At 60.0% G+C, this 15,472-nt stretch carries 12 protein-coding genes; 11 read left to right on the top strand and 1 reads right to left on the bottom strand.

Annotated elements, in window-relative coordinates; genetic code table 11:
• The first annotated feature begins 115 nt into the window (after positions 1-115).
• The 4 genes from HCH03_RS10960 to HCH03_RS10975 all read left to right on the top strand — a co-directional run bounded on the left by HCH03_RS10960 (position 116) and on the right by HCH03_RS10975 (position 4,567).
• Positions 116-2,497: a molybdopterin-dependent oxidoreductase gene (locus tag HCH03_RS10960; protein ID WP_221689521.1), complete on the top strand. Its 2,382-nt coding sequence runs from the start codon at positions 116-118 to the stop codon at positions 2,495-2,497.
• Positions 2,498-2,513: 16 nt separating this feature from the next.
• Entirely contained in the window at positions 2,514-2,882 is a 369-nt protein-coding gene (locus HCH03_RS10965; protein ID WP_246599962.1) for an oxidoreductase, read from the top strand.
• 119 nt (positions 2,883-3,001) lie between these two features.
• Entirely contained in the window at positions 3,002-4,366 is a 1,365-nt protein-coding gene (locus HCH03_RS10970) for an MFS transporter (RefSeq protein WP_221689522.1), read from the top strand.
• A gap of 12 nt (positions 4,367-4,378) precedes the next feature.
• Positions 4,379-4,567, top strand: a complete 189-nt coding sequence (locus tag HCH03_RS10975; RefSeq protein WP_221689523.1) for a zinc-ribbon domain-containing protein — start codon at positions 4,379-4,381, stop codon at positions 4,565-4,567.
• A 229-nt stretch (positions 4,568-4,796) separates the two neighbouring features.
• On the opposite strand, the gene HCH03_RS10980 is transcribed toward HCH03_RS10975, so the two are convergent.
• The gene (locus tag HCH03_RS10980; RefSeq protein ID WP_221689524.1) at positions 4,797-6,260 is read right to left on the bottom strand and encodes a response regulator transcription factor; all 1,464 of its coding nucleotides are present in this window, start codon (positions 6,258-6,260) and stop codon (positions 4,797-4,799) included.
• A gap of 229 nt (positions 6,261-6,489) precedes the next feature.
• On the opposite strand from HCH03_RS10980, the gene HCH03_RS10985 reads away from it, so the two are divergent.
• The 7 genes from HCH03_RS10985 to HCH03_RS11015 all read left to right on the top strand — a co-directional run bounded on the left by HCH03_RS10985 (position 6,490) and on the right by HCH03_RS11015 (position 15,460).
• The gene (locus tag HCH03_RS10985; protein ID WP_221689525.1) at positions 6,490-8,730 is read left to right on the top strand and encodes a molybdopterin-dependent oxidoreductase; all 2,241 of its coding nucleotides are present in this window, start codon (positions 6,490-6,492) and stop codon (positions 8,728-8,730) included.
• A 3-nt stretch (positions 8,731-8,733) separates the two neighbouring features.
• On the top strand, positions 8,734-9,063 hold the full coding sequence (locus tag HCH03_RS10990) for a 4Fe-4S binding protein (protein ID WP_221689526.1): 330 nt from the start codon (positions 8,734-8,736) through the stop codon (positions 9,061-9,063).
• Positions 9,064-9,136: 73 nt separating this feature from the next.
• A complete protein-coding gene (locus tag HCH03_RS10995) occupies positions 9,137-9,523 on the top strand; it encodes a SpoVA/SpoVAEb family sporulation membrane protein (RefSeq protein WP_221689527.1) in 387 nt (128 codons plus the stop codon).
• Positions 9,524-9,534: 11 nt separating this feature from the next.
• Positions 9,535-9,924 carry a SpoVA/SpoVAEb family sporulation membrane protein gene (locus HCH03_RS11000; RefSeq protein ID WP_221689528.1) on the top strand — a complete coding sequence of 130 codons (390 nt, stop codon included), beginning with the start codon at positions 9,535-9,537 and terminating at the stop codon, positions 9,922-9,924.
• A gap of 499 nt (positions 9,925-10,423) precedes the next feature.
• Complete coding sequence (locus tag HCH03_RS11005) at positions 10,424-11,659, top strand: radical SAM protein (RefSeq protein ID WP_246599982.1); 1,236 nt, start codon at positions 10,424-10,426, stop codon at positions 11,657-11,659.
• A gap of 187 nt (positions 11,660-11,846) precedes the next feature.
• Positions 11,847-12,500 carry a TetR/AcrR family transcriptional regulator gene (locus HCH03_RS11010; RefSeq protein WP_221689530.1) on the top strand — a complete coding sequence of 218 codons (654 nt, stop codon included), beginning with the start codon at positions 11,847-11,849 and terminating at the stop codon, positions 12,498-12,500.
• Between the two features lie 188 nt (positions 12,501-12,688).
• Entirely contained in the window at positions 12,689-15,460 is a 2,772-nt protein-coding gene (locus tag HCH03_RS11015; protein WP_221689531.1) for a molybdopterin-dependent oxidoreductase, read from the top strand.
• Positions 15,461-15,472: the final 12 nt, after the last annotated feature.

The raw sequence follows: 15,472 nt of genomic DNA on the forward strand, positions 1-15,472 counted from the left end.
CTCTCGGCGGGTTTACGTTTGCCGCAACGAAATGCATAGGGCGTTTCGAGCCAGGCGTTCGAACGAGACGAACGGCTTGGAAGGCAAAGGCGAGGATACGAGAGGAGTGACTTACATGGCAGATCACGGCATCGAGGGGTACAACAACAGCGGTGTTTCCACGCAGCTCGTCGGCGACTATCAGTTCGTCGATCATGAGAAACCATGGAGGTACCAAGAGGGAGATTTGACCGTGACGCGCGGCAGCGCATGGTCGGGCCCGGGATGTCACGACGGTTGCGGCGTTCTGCTGTACACCGACAAGGACGGCAAGCTGGTCAAGTGCGAGGGTGACCCTGAGAACCCGTACAACGGCGGCCGTCTGTGCGTGAGGTGCCTGGACGTTCCCGAGGTCGTGTACCACAAGGACCGTCTGCTCTACCCCATGAAGCGCGACCCGAAGGACCGCGGCAAGGACAAGTGGGAGCGCATCTCCTGGGAAGAGGCCGTGGACTTGGTCGTCGACACGTTCATGGACATCAAGGAGAAGTACGGCGCCGAGTCGGTGGTGTTCGGCCAGGGGACCGGCCGCGACATCGCCGCCTACATCACGCGCCTGTGCTGGTCGTTCGGCAGCCCGAACTACGTGCTGTTCCTGTCCGGCTGCGCGTGCTACCTGCCCCGCGTGGCGGGCTTCGCGGCCACGGCCGGGTCGTTCTGGGTGGCCGACTGCTCGCAGGAGTTCGCCGACCGCTACGACAACCCCCAGTACCAGGTTCCCGAGACCATGTTCGTGTGGGGCAACTACCCGCTGCGCGCGAACTCGGACGGCTTCTACGGCCACTGGGTCATCGACCTCATGAAGCGCGGCATGGAGCTCGTGGTCATCGACCCGAAGGTCACGTGGATGTCGACCCACTCCAAGCTGCACCTCGCCATCCGCCCGGGCACCGACGCGGCCCTCGCGCTCGGCTTCCTGAACATCATCATCAACGAGGACCTGTACGACCATGACTTCGTCGATCGCTGGACGTACGGCTTCGACGAGCTCGCCGAGCGCGTTCAGGAGTACACGCCCGAGCGCATCGCCGAGATCACCTGGATCCCCGAGGAGAAGATCCGCGCCGCGGCCCATATCCTGGCCGAGAGCAAGCCCTGCACCATGCAATGGGGCGTGGCGGTCGACATGACCAAGGAAGCGCTGCCCGCCTCGCAGGCCATCGCCGCCTGCTTCCAGATCACCGGCAACGTGGACGTGCCCGGCGGCATCATCGCCCCGCCCGAGATCCTCAACTACGCCGGCGGCTGGGGCCGCGAGCTGTGCCCCGAGGAGACGTGGAAGAAGCGCATCGGCTTAGACAAGTACCCGCTGCTCAACTTCGGCTTCCAGATCGCCCAGCCCGACGAGCTGCGCCATGCCATGGCCACCGGCAAGCCCTACAAGATCCACGCGACCTGGCTGCAGCAGAACAACGTGCTCTCCTGCATGGGCGCCGACCCCACCGAGCAGTACATCGGCCTCATGAACTGCGACTTCAACGTGAGCGTCGACCTGTTCATGACGCCCACCATCATGGCGACGTCCGACGTCGTGCTTCCCGCCTCCACGTTCACCGAGCGCGACGGCATCCGCGTGGGCGACGGCTGCCAGCGCGGCGAGGTCATCAACAAGGTGTGCCAGGTGGGCGAGTGCAAGTCCGACATGGAGATCAACCTCATGGTTGGCAAGCGCTTCAACCCCGAGGCGTGGCCGTGGGACAACGTCGACGACATGTTCAGCGCCATGCTGACGGCCCAGACGCCGTTCACCTTCGAAGAGCTGCGCGAGAAGCACCCGGTGTACCTGCCGTTCAGCTACCGGCGCTACGAGACCGGCCTTTTGCGCGGCGACGGCCAGCCGGGATTCAACACGCCCACGGGCCGCATCGAGCTGTGGTCGACGTTCTACAACAACGCCGGCATGGACCCGCTGCCGTACTTCGAGGAGCCCATCCCCGGCCCGGGCTCGACGCCCGAGCTGCTCGACGAGTACCCGCTGGTGCTGACCACCGGCGCCCGCCCGTGGAGCCTGTTCCACTCCGAGCATCGCCAGGTGCAGCGCATGCGCGACCTGAAGAAGGAGTGCAACGTGTACCTGAACGCCGAGACGGCCGAGAAGTACGGCCTGGTCGACGGCGATTGGGTGTGGGTCGAGAACATCTACGGCCGCTGCAAGTCCAAGGTCGAGGTGACGAACCTCTACCAGGACCCGCGCGTCATCGCCTGCGACCACGCGTGGTGGCACCCCGAGGGCGATCCGGAGAAGCTCTACGACTCCCACGACCTCAACGTCAACAACCTGCTGCCCGGCATTCCCGGCAAGTCCGGCTTCGGGTCGAACTACAAGACCACGCTCGTCAAGCTGTACAAGGTCACGCCGGAAGACGACACCAACGGCCCGTTCCAAAGGGACAACTACGTCGGCCAGGCGCTGACCGACCGGGTTGCCGAGGCCATCGCCGCGACGAAGAACAAGTAGAAGGAGGTCGAACGAGATGTCTACTGCCGATATGATAAACCCGGCCGAAGCGAACTTCGGATTGCTGGTCAACTACGACTGGTGCACCGGCTGCCACTCCTGCGAGATCGCCTGCCAGATGGAGCACGGCATGCCCGTGGGGCAGAGCGGGATCCTCATCCACGACATGGGGCACTGGCCCATCGAGGGCGACACCTGGCAGTTCGGGTACCTGGCCGCGCCCACGAAGATGTGCGACACCTGCGCGGAGCGCCGCGGTTTGGGCAAGGTTCCGACCTGCGTGCAGCATTGCCAGGCCCAGTGCCTGGAGTTCGGCCCGCTTGACGAGATGCTCAAGAAGGCCGACCACGAGTACCAAACGGTGTTCACGCTGGCGGAGAAGTAGCGCAGCGCGCATCGAATGAGGAAAAGCGAGGGGGCCGAGGGTCTAGCGAACCGTTAACTCGGCCTCCTCGGCAGGAGGGCTTCTTCTCTTGATAATCACATAGGGTAAAAGGGGTGTTTATGGCTTCAATAGCTCAATTCGGCGTCCTCGACCGTCAGACCACCAACAGGGAACGGTGGACGACGTTCGTGGCGCTGTTCTTGTTCGGCTTCACGGCCTCGTGCAACCTGTTCAAAGCATCGCCGACGCTCAGCTACATCGGCGCCGACCTCGGCTTGGACGCAGGCGGCCTGGGCCTTATCATGACGTTCTACTCCATCTGCGCGCTCATCATGGCGTATCCCGGCGCGCTCATCATGCGCAAGGTGGGCGTCAAGGCCATGGTCGTCGCCTCGTGCGCCATCATGGTGCTGGGAACGGCCGTCAGCGCGCTGTCGACCGGTTCCGGAATGTTCCTGTTCGGCCGCGCCGTCGAGGGCGTTGCCTACGGGCTTATCTGCGTGTGCGGTCCCAATATCCTTCCTCGGTTGTTTCCGCGCAAGCAAATGGGCATCGCCGTGGGCGTCTGGTCGCAGTGGATTCCGTGCGGCACGATCATCGCGTTCTTCCTCGCGCCGATGATCTTCGACGCGACGGGCGACTGGCGCGGCGTCTGGTACGTGTCCCTCGCGCTCGGCGTGCTCGCGCTCGTCCTGCTCATCGCCTTGGTGAGGATGCCGAAGGTCAACGAGAACGAGATCGTCGACGGCAACGCCGACGTCGTGGTCAAGCACGGCAAGCAGTTCTTCGGTTCCGCGTTGGCCGTGTGCATCGTGTTCATGTTCTGGTGCTACCTGTACCTCGTGAACATCAACGGCATGTATCCGACGTTCCTGCAGGACGTGAAGGGCATGTCGGTGTTCGACTCGTCCATGCTTCCCAACTGGCTCGCCATCATCACCATTCCCGTGGGCATCTTCGCGGGCGTGATCTCCGGCCGCTTCCCCATTCGCAAGTGGGCGTTGGTGGTCGCCTACGTCGTGGTGGGCGCGATCTTCTTCTTCCTGGCCTTCACGCCGGGGACGGATGCCTCCAGCTCGTGGGCCTTCTGCGTCATCATGGGCCTGTGCGCCTCGTTCGTGCCCACCTACACCAGGGGCATCGTGCCGGTGTTCTGCACGAACTCGTTCAAATGCGACATGGCGCTGGGCACCATGGCGTTCGTCACCGGCCTCGCTCAAGTGGCGGCGGTCGTGGCGTCCATGAGCGTGGCGAGCATCGGCTGGTTCGCCAACGCCCAGTACGTGTGCGCTCCGTTGGCCCTCGTGGCGGCGTTCTGCGTGCTAGTCCTGGTCAAGGACGACCGCAAGGTCGTGGCGTTGCGCGCCGAGGAGGACCGGCTGAATCTGATCGAGGCCGGCGTCGCCGTCGACCCCGAGCCCGCGTCCGGGCGCGTGCCCGCTCCGGCGTCCGCGCCGGACGGCGCCGTCGCGAGCAAGGCGTAAGGAGGGATCGCTGTGAGCTGCGGGTACGCATGCGTGAACTGCGGCAAGTGCAAGGGCGAGTCGCGCCCGCTCATGAAACCGGGGGAGTGCCCGGTGTGCCATGAGGCGAATGCGCCGGAGAGGCGCACGTGCTCGAAGTGCGGCTCGCCGTTGGCCCCGGCAGCCGGGGCAGCTCGAGGCCGCAGCGCTCGCACGCGCTAGCTCCCGGAGGGTTCTCGTGCCCGCAGCGAAAGCAGGTCGAGGTGATGTTCAGCTCGCGCGGCTTGCCCCGGCAACGGCCGCACCCCACGCAGGCGTATCCGCATGATATGATCCGCTCCTTTCGGTAAAGGGGAGGGCCGGCGCCGTTCGCGGCGCCGGCCCTCCCGTCGTTTTACGCCAGCTGCCGGTGGTCGGGTTTGTCGAGAAGCCGCATTCTTCGCGGTCTCGCTTATGTTTCGATCCTCTCCTCGCCTGAGGGCGCATTTTCGATGAGCGTCAGTAGTTCCTCGCGGGAATTCACGTTGAGTTTTCGGTATATCTTGTACGTGTGCGACTTCACCGTATGCGGCGATATGTAAAGCTTGTCCTGAATGTAGGCGGTGCCTCGGCCTTTTGCCAATAGATTGAACACTTCGATCTCGCGGGCAGATAGGTCATGGGCTTCGGCGATCGTCGCGCATTTCGTTTTCCATCGACCCTTGTCGGCTTGCTGGTGCTCTGCGTCCTCGTGCTCTTCTTTCAGATGATCGGGATCGAAGTCGATAGTGGTGACGAACACCGACATGAGAACGACGAGCGCCAGAGAGGTGAAGGCCAGATACATATTGCCGACGGCGTTCGTAAAGGCTACGTATCCGATGAGGTATCCTATAGAAACGCCCACCAATATGGGGCTATGTCCCCGTCCCACCAGGTAAAGCGAAGTCACCTTGTATTTCTTCACGAGACAGTACAGTGAATCAAGGTTGACGAGCGTCAGGCATATATAGCCCATCAGAATGACCAGCATGCATAGAACCTGCAGGATCCCGTCTACAAAGGGCAGCGGCATAAGGCCGATGACTAAGATGGGGAAGAGGATCTTCTGCACCATGCCGTGCATCATCTTGTCGGTGTTTTTGCTGAAGAACGGCACCATGAACAGCGCGCCTGCGGCAATTGCGAGCGTGATGCCGCCATAAAGCGAAAGGGAAGGGGGCGTGCGCGACAGCATGAAAATAGCTAGTCCGAATACGGCACTGTACAGGGTGTTCAGTGCGTCGATGGGTTTGGTCAGTCGATGCCTCTTGATGCATTCCGCACGCGGGACGAAGGGTGCGGCAGGTGTTTCCTTCTCCAGCAAACGCAATAGCGCCAGACTCAACGGTGAGGCCACGCATAGAAAGCATATGCCTAAAAGCGTTGGCAGGCTGCTCATGGCAAAGTACAGCACCGCCCCAATGCACGCCGAGAACGCGATAGCCTTCGACGCGAAGCCTTTCACGAAGCTGACCAGCAACTCCGACCACAGCGCCAACAAGAACCCAAGACCGATGCCGATAACGGACCATGCGGCGAAAGCGAACGGTGTCGGCACGATGGCTCCACGGATAGCCTGCGTGAAAAGCACTATGGCCGGTATGATGGCGTAGCAAGACACGATGGCCCACATGACCTTGTGTCCGCGTTCCCCTGAGAAAAAATCGCACATCTTGAATACGAGGACGTCAGTGACGGCGAGTCCTGCGCACATTGCAATAGGCAAAGGTAGGGCCAGTGCGTCGGCGGGCAGCGCCACTTTGGCAAAGGGATCGTACAAGAGTGCCGTGAAGAACAGCATCCAGAAAAGGGAAAACCCCAAAGATATACTTACCAATATGGCGGAACTTCCGCGTTCTCCCTGTTCATAGGACGGTTTAATACTGTTTTCCATACTGCCATCCCCCCGTCAATCAGACTTTTTCCCAACTTCACGCACCAAAAACACCGTTTCGGTCGATAGCACTCCACGCTTGCGCCTCGCTATGGTGCGAGAAAGCCCGATCGAACGCTTGGCAAGCCCTCTTCCCAGATGACGAGTCAGCGAGGGGGCGATAGTTCGGTCGGGCCCATTGTATCCGCTTTGCGGCGGATAGGACAAGATGAGAGGAGAGGTGGAGTTCATGGCTGAAAACGAGTACTTGACCGTTCCGCATGAGAAGCCGTACAAGTACCAGGAAGGAGGGCTCACCGTCACCCGCGGCAGCGCGTGGACCGGCCCCGGCTGTCATCTCGGGTGCGGCGTCCTGCTGTACACTGACGAGGATGGCAAGCTGGTGAAGGTCGAGGGCGATCCTGAAAACCCGTACAACGACGGCCGTTTGTGCGTGCGCTGTCTGGCCCTGCCCGAAGTGACCAACCATAAAGATCGTCTGCTCTATCCTATGAAGCGCGATCCGAAGGATCGCGGCAAGAACAAATGGGAGCGTATGAGTTGGGACGAGGCTATCGATTATGTGGCTGACAAGTTCATCGAGATCCGTGAGAAGTATGGGGCTGAAACCATCATATTCGGTCAGGGCACCGGTCGCGACATCTCGTCTTGGATCACTCGCCTGGCTTGGTCCTACGGCTCTCCGAACTACACGTGCTTCGCCCTTTCGGGTTTGGCCTGCTACCTGCCGCGCGTTGCCGGTATGGCTGCGACATCTGGCGGCTACACGGTTGCCGACTGCTCGCAGCAGTTCCCGGACCGCTACGATAACCCGAATTGGCGCTGTCCTGAGCTGATGGTTCTGTGGGGCAACTACCCGTTACGCGCGAACTCCGACGGCTTCTACGGTCACTGGATGATCGATCTGATGAAACGCGGCATGAAGATCATGATGGTAGACCCTCGCGTTACCTGGCTATCCCTGAAGGCTGAAGAGCACCTGCGTCTGCGTCCCGGCACCGATGCCGCGTTGGCCTTGGGCATGATGAACGTCATCATCAACGAGGGCCTGTACGATCACGACTTCGTCGAGAAGTGGACCTACGGCTTCGACGAGTTGAGCGAGCGCGTGCAAGAGTACCCGCCGGCTAAGGTTGCCGAGATCACCTGGGTCCCCGAAGAGCAGATCGTGCGTGCTGCTCGCCTGCTGGCCGAAAGCAAGCCCGCCGCCATGCAATGGGGCCTTGCCGTCGATATGGTGAAGGAAGCGTTGCCGGCTGGTCAGGCTATCGTTGGCCTGTTCCAAATCACTGGCAACGTCGATGTTCCCGGCGGCAACATCTTCCCCGTCGAGCTGATCGCCTACTCCGGCGGTTGGGGCGGCGAGCTTATCAGCGAGGAGCAGAAGGCGAAGCGCATCGGACTGGATACGTATCCGTTGTTGGCTTTGGGATTCCAGGTTGCTCAGACCGACGAACTGCTGAAGACCATGCTCTCGGACAAGCCGTACAAGATGCGTGGCATCTGGCTGCAAACCAACAACGCCATCGCCTGCATGGGTGCCGAGCCGAAGATGGTTCTGGATGCGCTGCTGCGCCTTGAGTTCAACGTCGTCGTCGACCTGTTCATGACTCCGACGGCCATGGCATGCGCCGATGTGGTGCTGCCGGCCGCAACCTATCCCGAAAAGGACGGTTTGCGCTTGGGCGACGGTCTGCAACGCGGCGAGGTCATCAACAAGGTCTGCCAGGTCGGCGAGGCGAAGTCCGATGCTGAGATCAACCTCATGCTGGGCAAACGACTCAACCCCGAGGCTTGGCCGTGGGACAGCATCGAAGACATGCTCTCGTCGATGATTGCCACCACCGGTTTGACCTTCCCCGAGCTGCGCGAGCAGGCTCCCCTGTACCTTCCGTTCGAATACAAGCGCTACGAGAAGGGTCTTTTGCGTGCCGACGGTCAGCCCGGCTTCAACACCGCCACCGGCCGGATCGAGCTGTGGTCCACGTTCTACAACCAGTGCGGTCTCGATCCGATGCCGTACTTCGACGAGCCGAACCCCGGTCCGGGAGCAACGCCCGAGCTCATGGACGAATACCCCTTCGTGCTGACCACCGGTGCGCGTCGTTGGAGTTCTTTCCACTCCGAGCATCGACAGGTCGACCGTCTGCGTCGTATGGATCCTTGGCCTTACATCGAGATACATCCCGAGACCGCCGCAAAGCTCGGTTTCACCGATGGTGAGTGGGTATGGGTCGAGAATCAGATGGGTCGTGCCAAGCGTACCGTCAAGATCACTCCTATCGTCGATCCGCGCGTAGTGTCCTGCGACCACGGTTGGTGGCTGCCCGAACGCGATCCCGAGAAGCTGTACGACGTGTTCGATGTCAACATTAACAACCTTGTTCCGATGTCTTGCGGCAAGTCCGGCTTCGGCGCCAACTACAAGACCTCGATCTGCAAGCTGTACAAGGTTCAGGAAGGGGAGTAAACCATGGCTTACGGACTTCTTATCGACACCGAATGGTGCACGGGCTGTCACACCTGCGAGATGGCATGCCAGATGCACAACGGTCTGCCCGTCGGGCAGACCGGCATCATCGTCCAGGAGATCGGCCCCTGGGAGATCGCCGAGGGCGACTGGCAGCTGTCCTACCTGCCGGCTCTAACCAAACAGTGCAACGGCTGCGCGCCGCGCGTGGCGGAGGGCAAGCTTCCAACCTGCGTGCAGCATTGCCAAGCGAAGTGCGTGGAGTACGGCAAGCTGAAAGAGCTGGCTGCCACCATGGAAGCCGGCAGCAGCAAGGTTCTGTTCGCGCTCTAACCAACTGTTGGAAACGGGGTCGGGCGGTGATCGATGCTGTCCGGCCCCGCAAGGAGACGTAAGGGGTGCGTTTATGAAAGAATGCAAGATATACGTTTTTGCGTTTCTTATGGGTGGCCTCTACTGCGCCATAGGCCAGCTGTTCTTGATGATGTGGGTATCCGTTCTCGGTCCGACCTCGCCCTACACCATGGCAGCCACGCTGCTTTCCATGGGCGTGGTGGGCGTGGTGATGTTTGTCGCGGGCGCTCACCAGAAGCTGGCCGCGAAAACAGGCTGGGGCTCTATCTTGGTGTTCAACGGCTTCGCATGCGCGTTGGCCGACACCTACGAGGGCGCTGCCAGAGAAGGCGGCGCGGGCAAGGGTGTCTTGGCGTTGCTCGATCTGTTTCTCTGGGTCGTGGGCACGGGTGCGTTGCTGGCCATCATCGTTGCCGTCGCGGCGTTCTTTATGGCGTAGGGGAGGTTCCAATGGAAGGCATTGTTGCTGCATTTTTTATCGGTGGCGCGTTCTGCGCAACGTTCCAGGTCATCCAAAACTATACCGGTTCGATTCCGCCCAAAATACTGCTCGTGGGCATTGGGGCGGGTGCGCTGGCTGCAGCGCTCGGCATCATGGGCGCGCTTGGCGGCTTTGCGGGTGCGGGAACCGGTATCTTGGTTATCGGCTTCGGCGAGGCCGTGTACATGGCCGTTCGGGGTATGTTGGCTGGAGACTGGACGGGCATACTTACGAATCTCGTTGTGCTGATCGTTTTCTGCTGCATGGGCGTGGTGGCCGGCGCCGGCCACCTAGCTCGCGTGAAGGGCAGAAGCGCTGTCCGCCGACGTATGTCCGATGCTGACGCAGCGGTCGAGTGATGCACTGACGTGTTGCGATGCTTATCGGGAGAGAAGCATCTTCCCCTATGGCTCCCTGGTATAAGCGGTTTTTCAAGTTCGCCGTTTTAGGTGAGTAATTTCCGAGTGAGATAGTGTTTCCCGAAAAGCGTAGATAGCGACCCTTCGAACCAGACGGGCGGACATGCAAAGGACAGGTCTGCCCGTCTATGCTATTCGGTCGGGATTATTAGGAGGGCTTCATGTGCGGATATGCGTGCGTGAATTGTGGAAGGTGTCGAGGGGAGGCCTCGGCGTTCGCGGTGTCGATGGATCGGGTTCCCGGCTATTGTATCGCGTGCGGTACGTTGAACGGCCCCTCGGCGAAGGTCTGCGTTGTGTGCGGGGCTTCGATTGACGCCGCCTCGGTGGCCAAGAAGGCGCAAGATGACTTTCTGGGAGAGTCTTGGGGAGGTTCGGCATGAATCTTGGGGAGTATGCTCAGATGTTCAGCGAGGTTGAGGATGATTTTGAGAACGCTATGGGGAAAAACGGCGTGCCTTTCGAGAAAACGGAATCGTCTCCCCGCTCGGCGCGTGAGAGGGCATGTCGAAGGTGCGCGTGCCACTACGAGAACGGCGGTTCCTCGCTCTGGCGGAACTGGATATCGCCTGCATGCTTGTCGTGCCGCACGGGAGAGGGCACGGGATCTCTTTTCGTGGACTTGCGCTGCACGAAGAACTGCTATTTCTGCTTCAATGCGAACCAACCCCATTATGGCCGCTTTCGATGCCATGCACGTGATATCGTGCTCGAGCTTGAGCAGGCGCATTCCGCCGGCGCGTCGTACCACTGTCTTGCCGTAACGGGGGGAGAGCCGCTTTTGCACAAAGACCTGGTGGTGGCTTTCTTCAAACGCGCTACCGAGCTGTACCCGCATGCGCATAAGCGCCTCTACACCAATGGCGACCTTCTCGACGAAGGGGCGCTTGCGGAGCTCGCTGAAAGCGGACTGTCTGAGATTCGCTTCAGCGTGAAGCCCCTTGATTCAGATGACAATCAGGAGCATGTGTACGCTGCGATGGCGAAGGCCGTTGACATGCTTCCGGATGTGGTCGTCGAGGTGCCGGTGATTCCCGGTGCGCTCGAAGAGATGAAGGGTCTCTTGCGGCGCGCAAGCGCACTTGGCGCCCGCGGGATCAACTTGCTGGAGTTCTGCTTCCCGCTGAACAACGCCAACGAATTCCGCAAACGCGGCTTTGAACTGCGCAAGCGTCCGTATCGATTCCTGTACGATTATTGGTATAGCGGTGGGGTTCCCGTTGCGCGCAGCGAACGGGAGGCGCTTGAGTTGATGGAGTTCGCCGTTCGGGAACATTTGGAGATCGGCGTCCATTATTGCAGCGCGGACAACAGGAATTCCGGGCAGATCAATCTGCAGAACAAGGTGTTTATGGTCGGTTCGGAGCTGCGCCAGGCTTATCCGTGGATGGAGCGCGACGAAGACGACTTCTTTCTGAAGTGCGCTAAGGCGTTTGGAGACGATGTGGCCACCGTAAGGGAGTGGGCTGAGGGCGCAACGGTTCCCTACGGTATTAACATGGCCGTTCCCAGCATAGTGTTTTCGCGTGCATATCTGGCTACGGCACGGAGAGCATGCCCACAGGCAGCGTTCGCCGAAAGCATCAATGTGCTGGAGGAGCAGCCCGAAGGCTTCTACTGCATGAGAGAAGTAGGCGTTCGAGAGCTTTCGGATCCGAAGCCGATCGACGGTTAGAGCATATGAAAAACCAGGTCAAGTACAATTAGGTTGTTATTTCCCTGCGATGCGTCAAGAAAATTGAGTACGAACTCAATTTTGGACTTTACAAATCCTTTTGCAGCCTCTATGATAAGTTTGAACTCAATATTGAGTTTGAACTTAAAAAGCAGTGAGATCGATAGACGTTCAGAAGGGAGATCTCATGGCGGTCAAGGGGTATATTTGCAGTTCCAAGACGAAGCGGCGCATCTATCAAGTCGCCGCGGACCTCTTCTTGAGGGACGGGTTTCAGAACACGACGCTCAACGACATCGCGAAAGCAGCGGATGTTTCCACGGGCACCCTCTACCGCTATTATCCCTCGAAGGGCGACTTCCTCATGGAGATCGGTAAGAACTCGGTCGACCATCTGAAAGCGTATGCTCAAAGCCTACCTGAGGACATGCCGGTGCGCGAGGCCGTTCTGGCCATCCTACTCGAGGATATCAGTGGGACGCAGAAAATATTCTTCTCGTCCGAGGACGCTGACGAGGACGTGACCGAACTCCAAGCGAACGATATCCGGCTTGCCTACAGCTACGAGATATATGCGAGCCGGGACCATCTCGACACCGAGCTTGCCACAAGAGCGGAGCTCGTGTCCATCTACGCCGCCGTCATCCAGCGTGCGAAGGAGGAGGGCGAGCTGACCGGTTCGTTCGACAGCCGCACCTTCTCCCAGATCATAGTTGCTATATTTTTCCAAGAGCTCGATAAGGGCATGTACCGATACGACTATCCCTACGAGTTGAAGTTCAGGGAGAAGCTGGACATCCTCTTCGAGGGAAGGGTGCATAAGGCGGAGGCTTCGGAATAACTCAAGACTTTCGGCGCCGCTTCGGCCGAGTCAATCCAACGAACCAAGCAAACGCATCGCTGTGCGATGTTCGGACGCGTGCGCTCGAATCACGAGACGATGCGCTTCCACGAGGGGAGGGGTGATGGTCTGAATCTAAATCAACGGTCAACGAATTCGAACTGAAAAGAATCCAGGAGGAGGTAAGTATGAACCTGAACACGATGAGCGTCACGAGACGCACCCTGTTGAAGGGCGCGGGCGCCTTGGGTGCCGCCGCCGCTCTGGGGGGCTCGCTGGCGTACAAGCCTGTCAAAGCTTTCGCAAGCACGCCTAACGCGGCTGACGCCGGCGAAGAAGGCGAGGTGTACGGCCATTGCCGCATGTGCATGTTGTGCGGTAGCTGCAGCTTCGTTGCTACGATGAAGGACGGCGTGGTCGTGAACATCGAGGGGGATCCAGACCGCGCGAACAACGCCGGTACGCTTTGCCCCCGCGGCAAGAGCGCCATTATGAACGTGTACAACCCGCACCGCATAAAAGCGCCCATGAAGCGCACCAATCCCGAGAAGGGCATGGAGATCGATCCGGGTTGGGTGGAGATAACCTGGGACGAGGCTCTTGACATCGCGGCCGAGAAAATCAGGGAGTGCTATGACACGGACATTCGCAAGCTCGTGCAGATGTACAGCTTCGCCCCTTACGAAAGCGGCCATGCTACCTTGGGAATTGGCCTGTGGGCTCATGCGCTCGGCACCCCCAATTCCAGTTCCACCAAGGGGCAGATGTGCGCTATCCATTATGGCGGCTGTTACACGCTTTCCGCGTTCCCGACGGTGAATTACGACGTTGTCAACTGCAACTACCTGGTTATCTTGGGCAAGTCCGTGGGTTACGACTCCGGTTTGGCTGGCGGCGACGCGCGCTCGTTCGCCGACGGCATCCGCCGCGGCCTGAAGTACGTCACGGTCGGTCCTCGCGCCTCCATGGAGGCCACGCGCGGCGAATGGGTTTCTGCCCGCTTGGGCAGCGACCTATCGCTCGTGTACGCATGGATGCACTGCATGCTCTACGAGATAGAGAACGGCTTCGACGAGCCGTTCGTCAAGAACAGGACCAACTCACCTTACCTGGTCAACGCCGAGGGCGATTACGTCCGCGGTGAAGAAGGCAAGCCGCTGATCTGGGATGCGTCGTCCAACTCCGCCAAGACTTGGGATGATGCATCGCTCGTTGATCCTGCTCTGTTCGGCCAGTATGACGTAAACGGTGTTTCCTGTCAGCCCGCTTTCCGGGCTTTCAAGGAATCTCTCAAGGATTTCACGCCGGAATGGGCCGAGGGATACAGCACCGTTCCTGCCGAAAAGATCCGCGAGATAGCCAACAACCTGGTGAAGTACGCCGATTTCGGCGCCACCACGGTGATCGACGGGCAAACGCTTCCCTTGCGTCCCGCCGCCGTCATCATCGGCCGCGGCATCACCAACCAAGAGGACGGCACGCTGTGCGACATCTACAGCCGCGTATTGAACATGCTGTTGGGAAACATCGGCTATCCAGGCGGCATCATCTCCAACATGTATTGCGACTACCTGCCCAACAAAGTCGACGGCACCACCGAGCCATACTTCGAGGCCAAGACGTGCACGAGTTTCAATTGGCCGCCGCAGGGCCTGGACTACGCCGACGTGTTCCCGCATCGCCACTCCACGAACACCCTCATGATGCGCACCATGTGCGATCCTGAGAAATACGGATTCGACTACAAGCCGTCGGTTGTGGTGTCGTGCGGCTCCAACCCCATCACGGTGACCGCCGATCCGGAAATCGCGGAGCAGGCTATGAAGAGCGTGGATTACGTCATCTACCAGGGCTGCTATCATATGGACGAGATGGCCATGCTTTCTGACCTGTTGCTTCCCGAACATGCGTCGCTCGAAACGCATACCTGTCACCTCTTCCCGGGCAACGAGGGATCGGCCACCAACACCGACCCGAATTTCGCCGCCTCCAACCGCGGCGTCGTGGTGCGCAAGGGCATGAAACCCATGTTCAACACGATGGATGGCAACGATCAGCTCATCGAGATATTCGACCGCATGGGCCTCATCGACCTGTGGAACGAGACGGCCAACCACAACGGCTGCATCGGCTATGCTGCGCTCACTGATTTCGGCCAGGTTCCTCCTGCCGCCGTGCAGTTCGACGACCCCAAGTGGAAGCTGGAGCCCGGCGTCAAGTACACCGCCGAGGAGATGTTCGACCGCTGCCTGAAGTCGGCCTTTGGTGACGACAAGGGCCTCGATCATCTGGACAAGGTGAAGATGATGCCGTACAACGGCTTCTACGGCGCCGACGTGTATCCGTCCCATCGCAACCAAGACATTCGCTTCACCGTGTACCTCGAGGCTCAGAAGCGCTCCGGCGACTTCCTCATTCCGAAACTGCGCGAGGTCCAGGAGAACGGCTTCGATCTCGAGGGTGCCATCAAGTACCCGATCGACGAACTGCGTCGCCGCTACTGTGCCGTGCCGTACTGGCCCGAGCATCGCCAGATCGACAACCAGCCCGAAGAATTCGACCTGTTCGCCTGCAACTATCGCACGCCGTTTTACATGTTCCGCTTGGCGAACATGGACCAAGATCCCATCCGCCGTGACTATTCGGCCCGCTACCAACCCGATGCCAACGCTGTGCTGATCAACCCGAAAACCGCTGCCGAGAAGGGCTTGGAGGAAGGCGACCAGATGGTGGTCGAGTCCCCCTTCGGCACGACCAAGGGTAAGACGCACCTCACCGAGACCATCCGTCCCGACACCGTCGCTATCGGCGGAGCCCGGGGTCGCAAGACGTCCTGGATGGGCAGGGACCTGCTTGAGGACACGAACATGAACGATATTATGAGCGGCGATTTTGGCTACATCGACCCGATTCACGGAGGCGTCATCGACACTGTCCGCGTCAAAGTCTACAAGGCGTAAAGGAGGAATGAC

This window comes from Gordonibacter massiliensis (ex Traore et al. 2017) (genome assembly GCF_019731765.1).
Lineage (GTDB): Bacteria > Actinomycetota > Coriobacteriia > Coriobacteriales > Eggerthellaceae > Gordonibacter > Gordonibacter massiliensis.

Bases quoted from the DNA above. Each gene is read 5' to 3' on its own strand.
- HCH03_RS10960 (WP_221689521.1), top strand. From the start codon at position 116: ATGGCAGATCACGGCATCGAGGGGTACAACAACAGCGGTGTTTCCACG.
- HCH03_RS10965 (WP_246599962.1), top strand. From the start codon at position 2,514: ATGTCTACTGCCGATATGATAAACCCGGCCGAAGCGAACTTCGGATTG.
- HCH03_RS10970 (WP_221689522.1), top strand. From the start codon at position 3,002: ATGGCTTCAATAGCTCAATTCGGCGTCCTCGACCGTCAGACCACCAAC.
- HCH03_RS10980 (WP_221689524.1), bottom strand. From the start codon at position 6,260: ATGGAAAACAGTATTAAACCGTCCTATGAACAGGGAGAACGCGGAAGT.
- HCH03_RS10985 (WP_221689525.1), top strand. From the start codon at position 6,490: ATGGCTGAAAACGAGTACTTGACCGTTCCGCATGAGAAGCCGTACAAG.
- HCH03_RS10990 (WP_221689526.1), top strand. From the start codon at position 8,734: ATGGCTTACGGACTTCTTATCGACACCGAATGGTGCACGGGCTGTCAC.
- HCH03_RS10995 (WP_221689527.1), top strand. From the start codon at position 9,137: ATGAAAGAATGCAAGATATACGTTTTTGCGTTTCTTATGGGTGGCCTC.
- HCH03_RS11000 (WP_221689528.1), top strand. From the start codon at position 9,535: ATGGAAGGCATTGTTGCTGCATTTTTTATCGGTGGCGCGTTCTGCGCA.
- HCH03_RS11005 (WP_246599982.1), top strand. From the start codon at position 10,424: ATGGGGAAAAACGGCGTGCCTTTCGAGAAAACGGAATCGTCTCCCCGC.
- HCH03_RS11010 (WP_221689530.1), top strand. From the start codon at position 11,847: ATGGCGGTCAAGGGGTATATTTGCAGTTCCAAGACGAAGCGGCGCATC.
- HCH03_RS11015 (WP_221689531.1), top strand. From the start codon at position 12,689: ATGAACCTGAACACGATGAGCGTCACGAGACGCACCCTGTTGAAGGGC.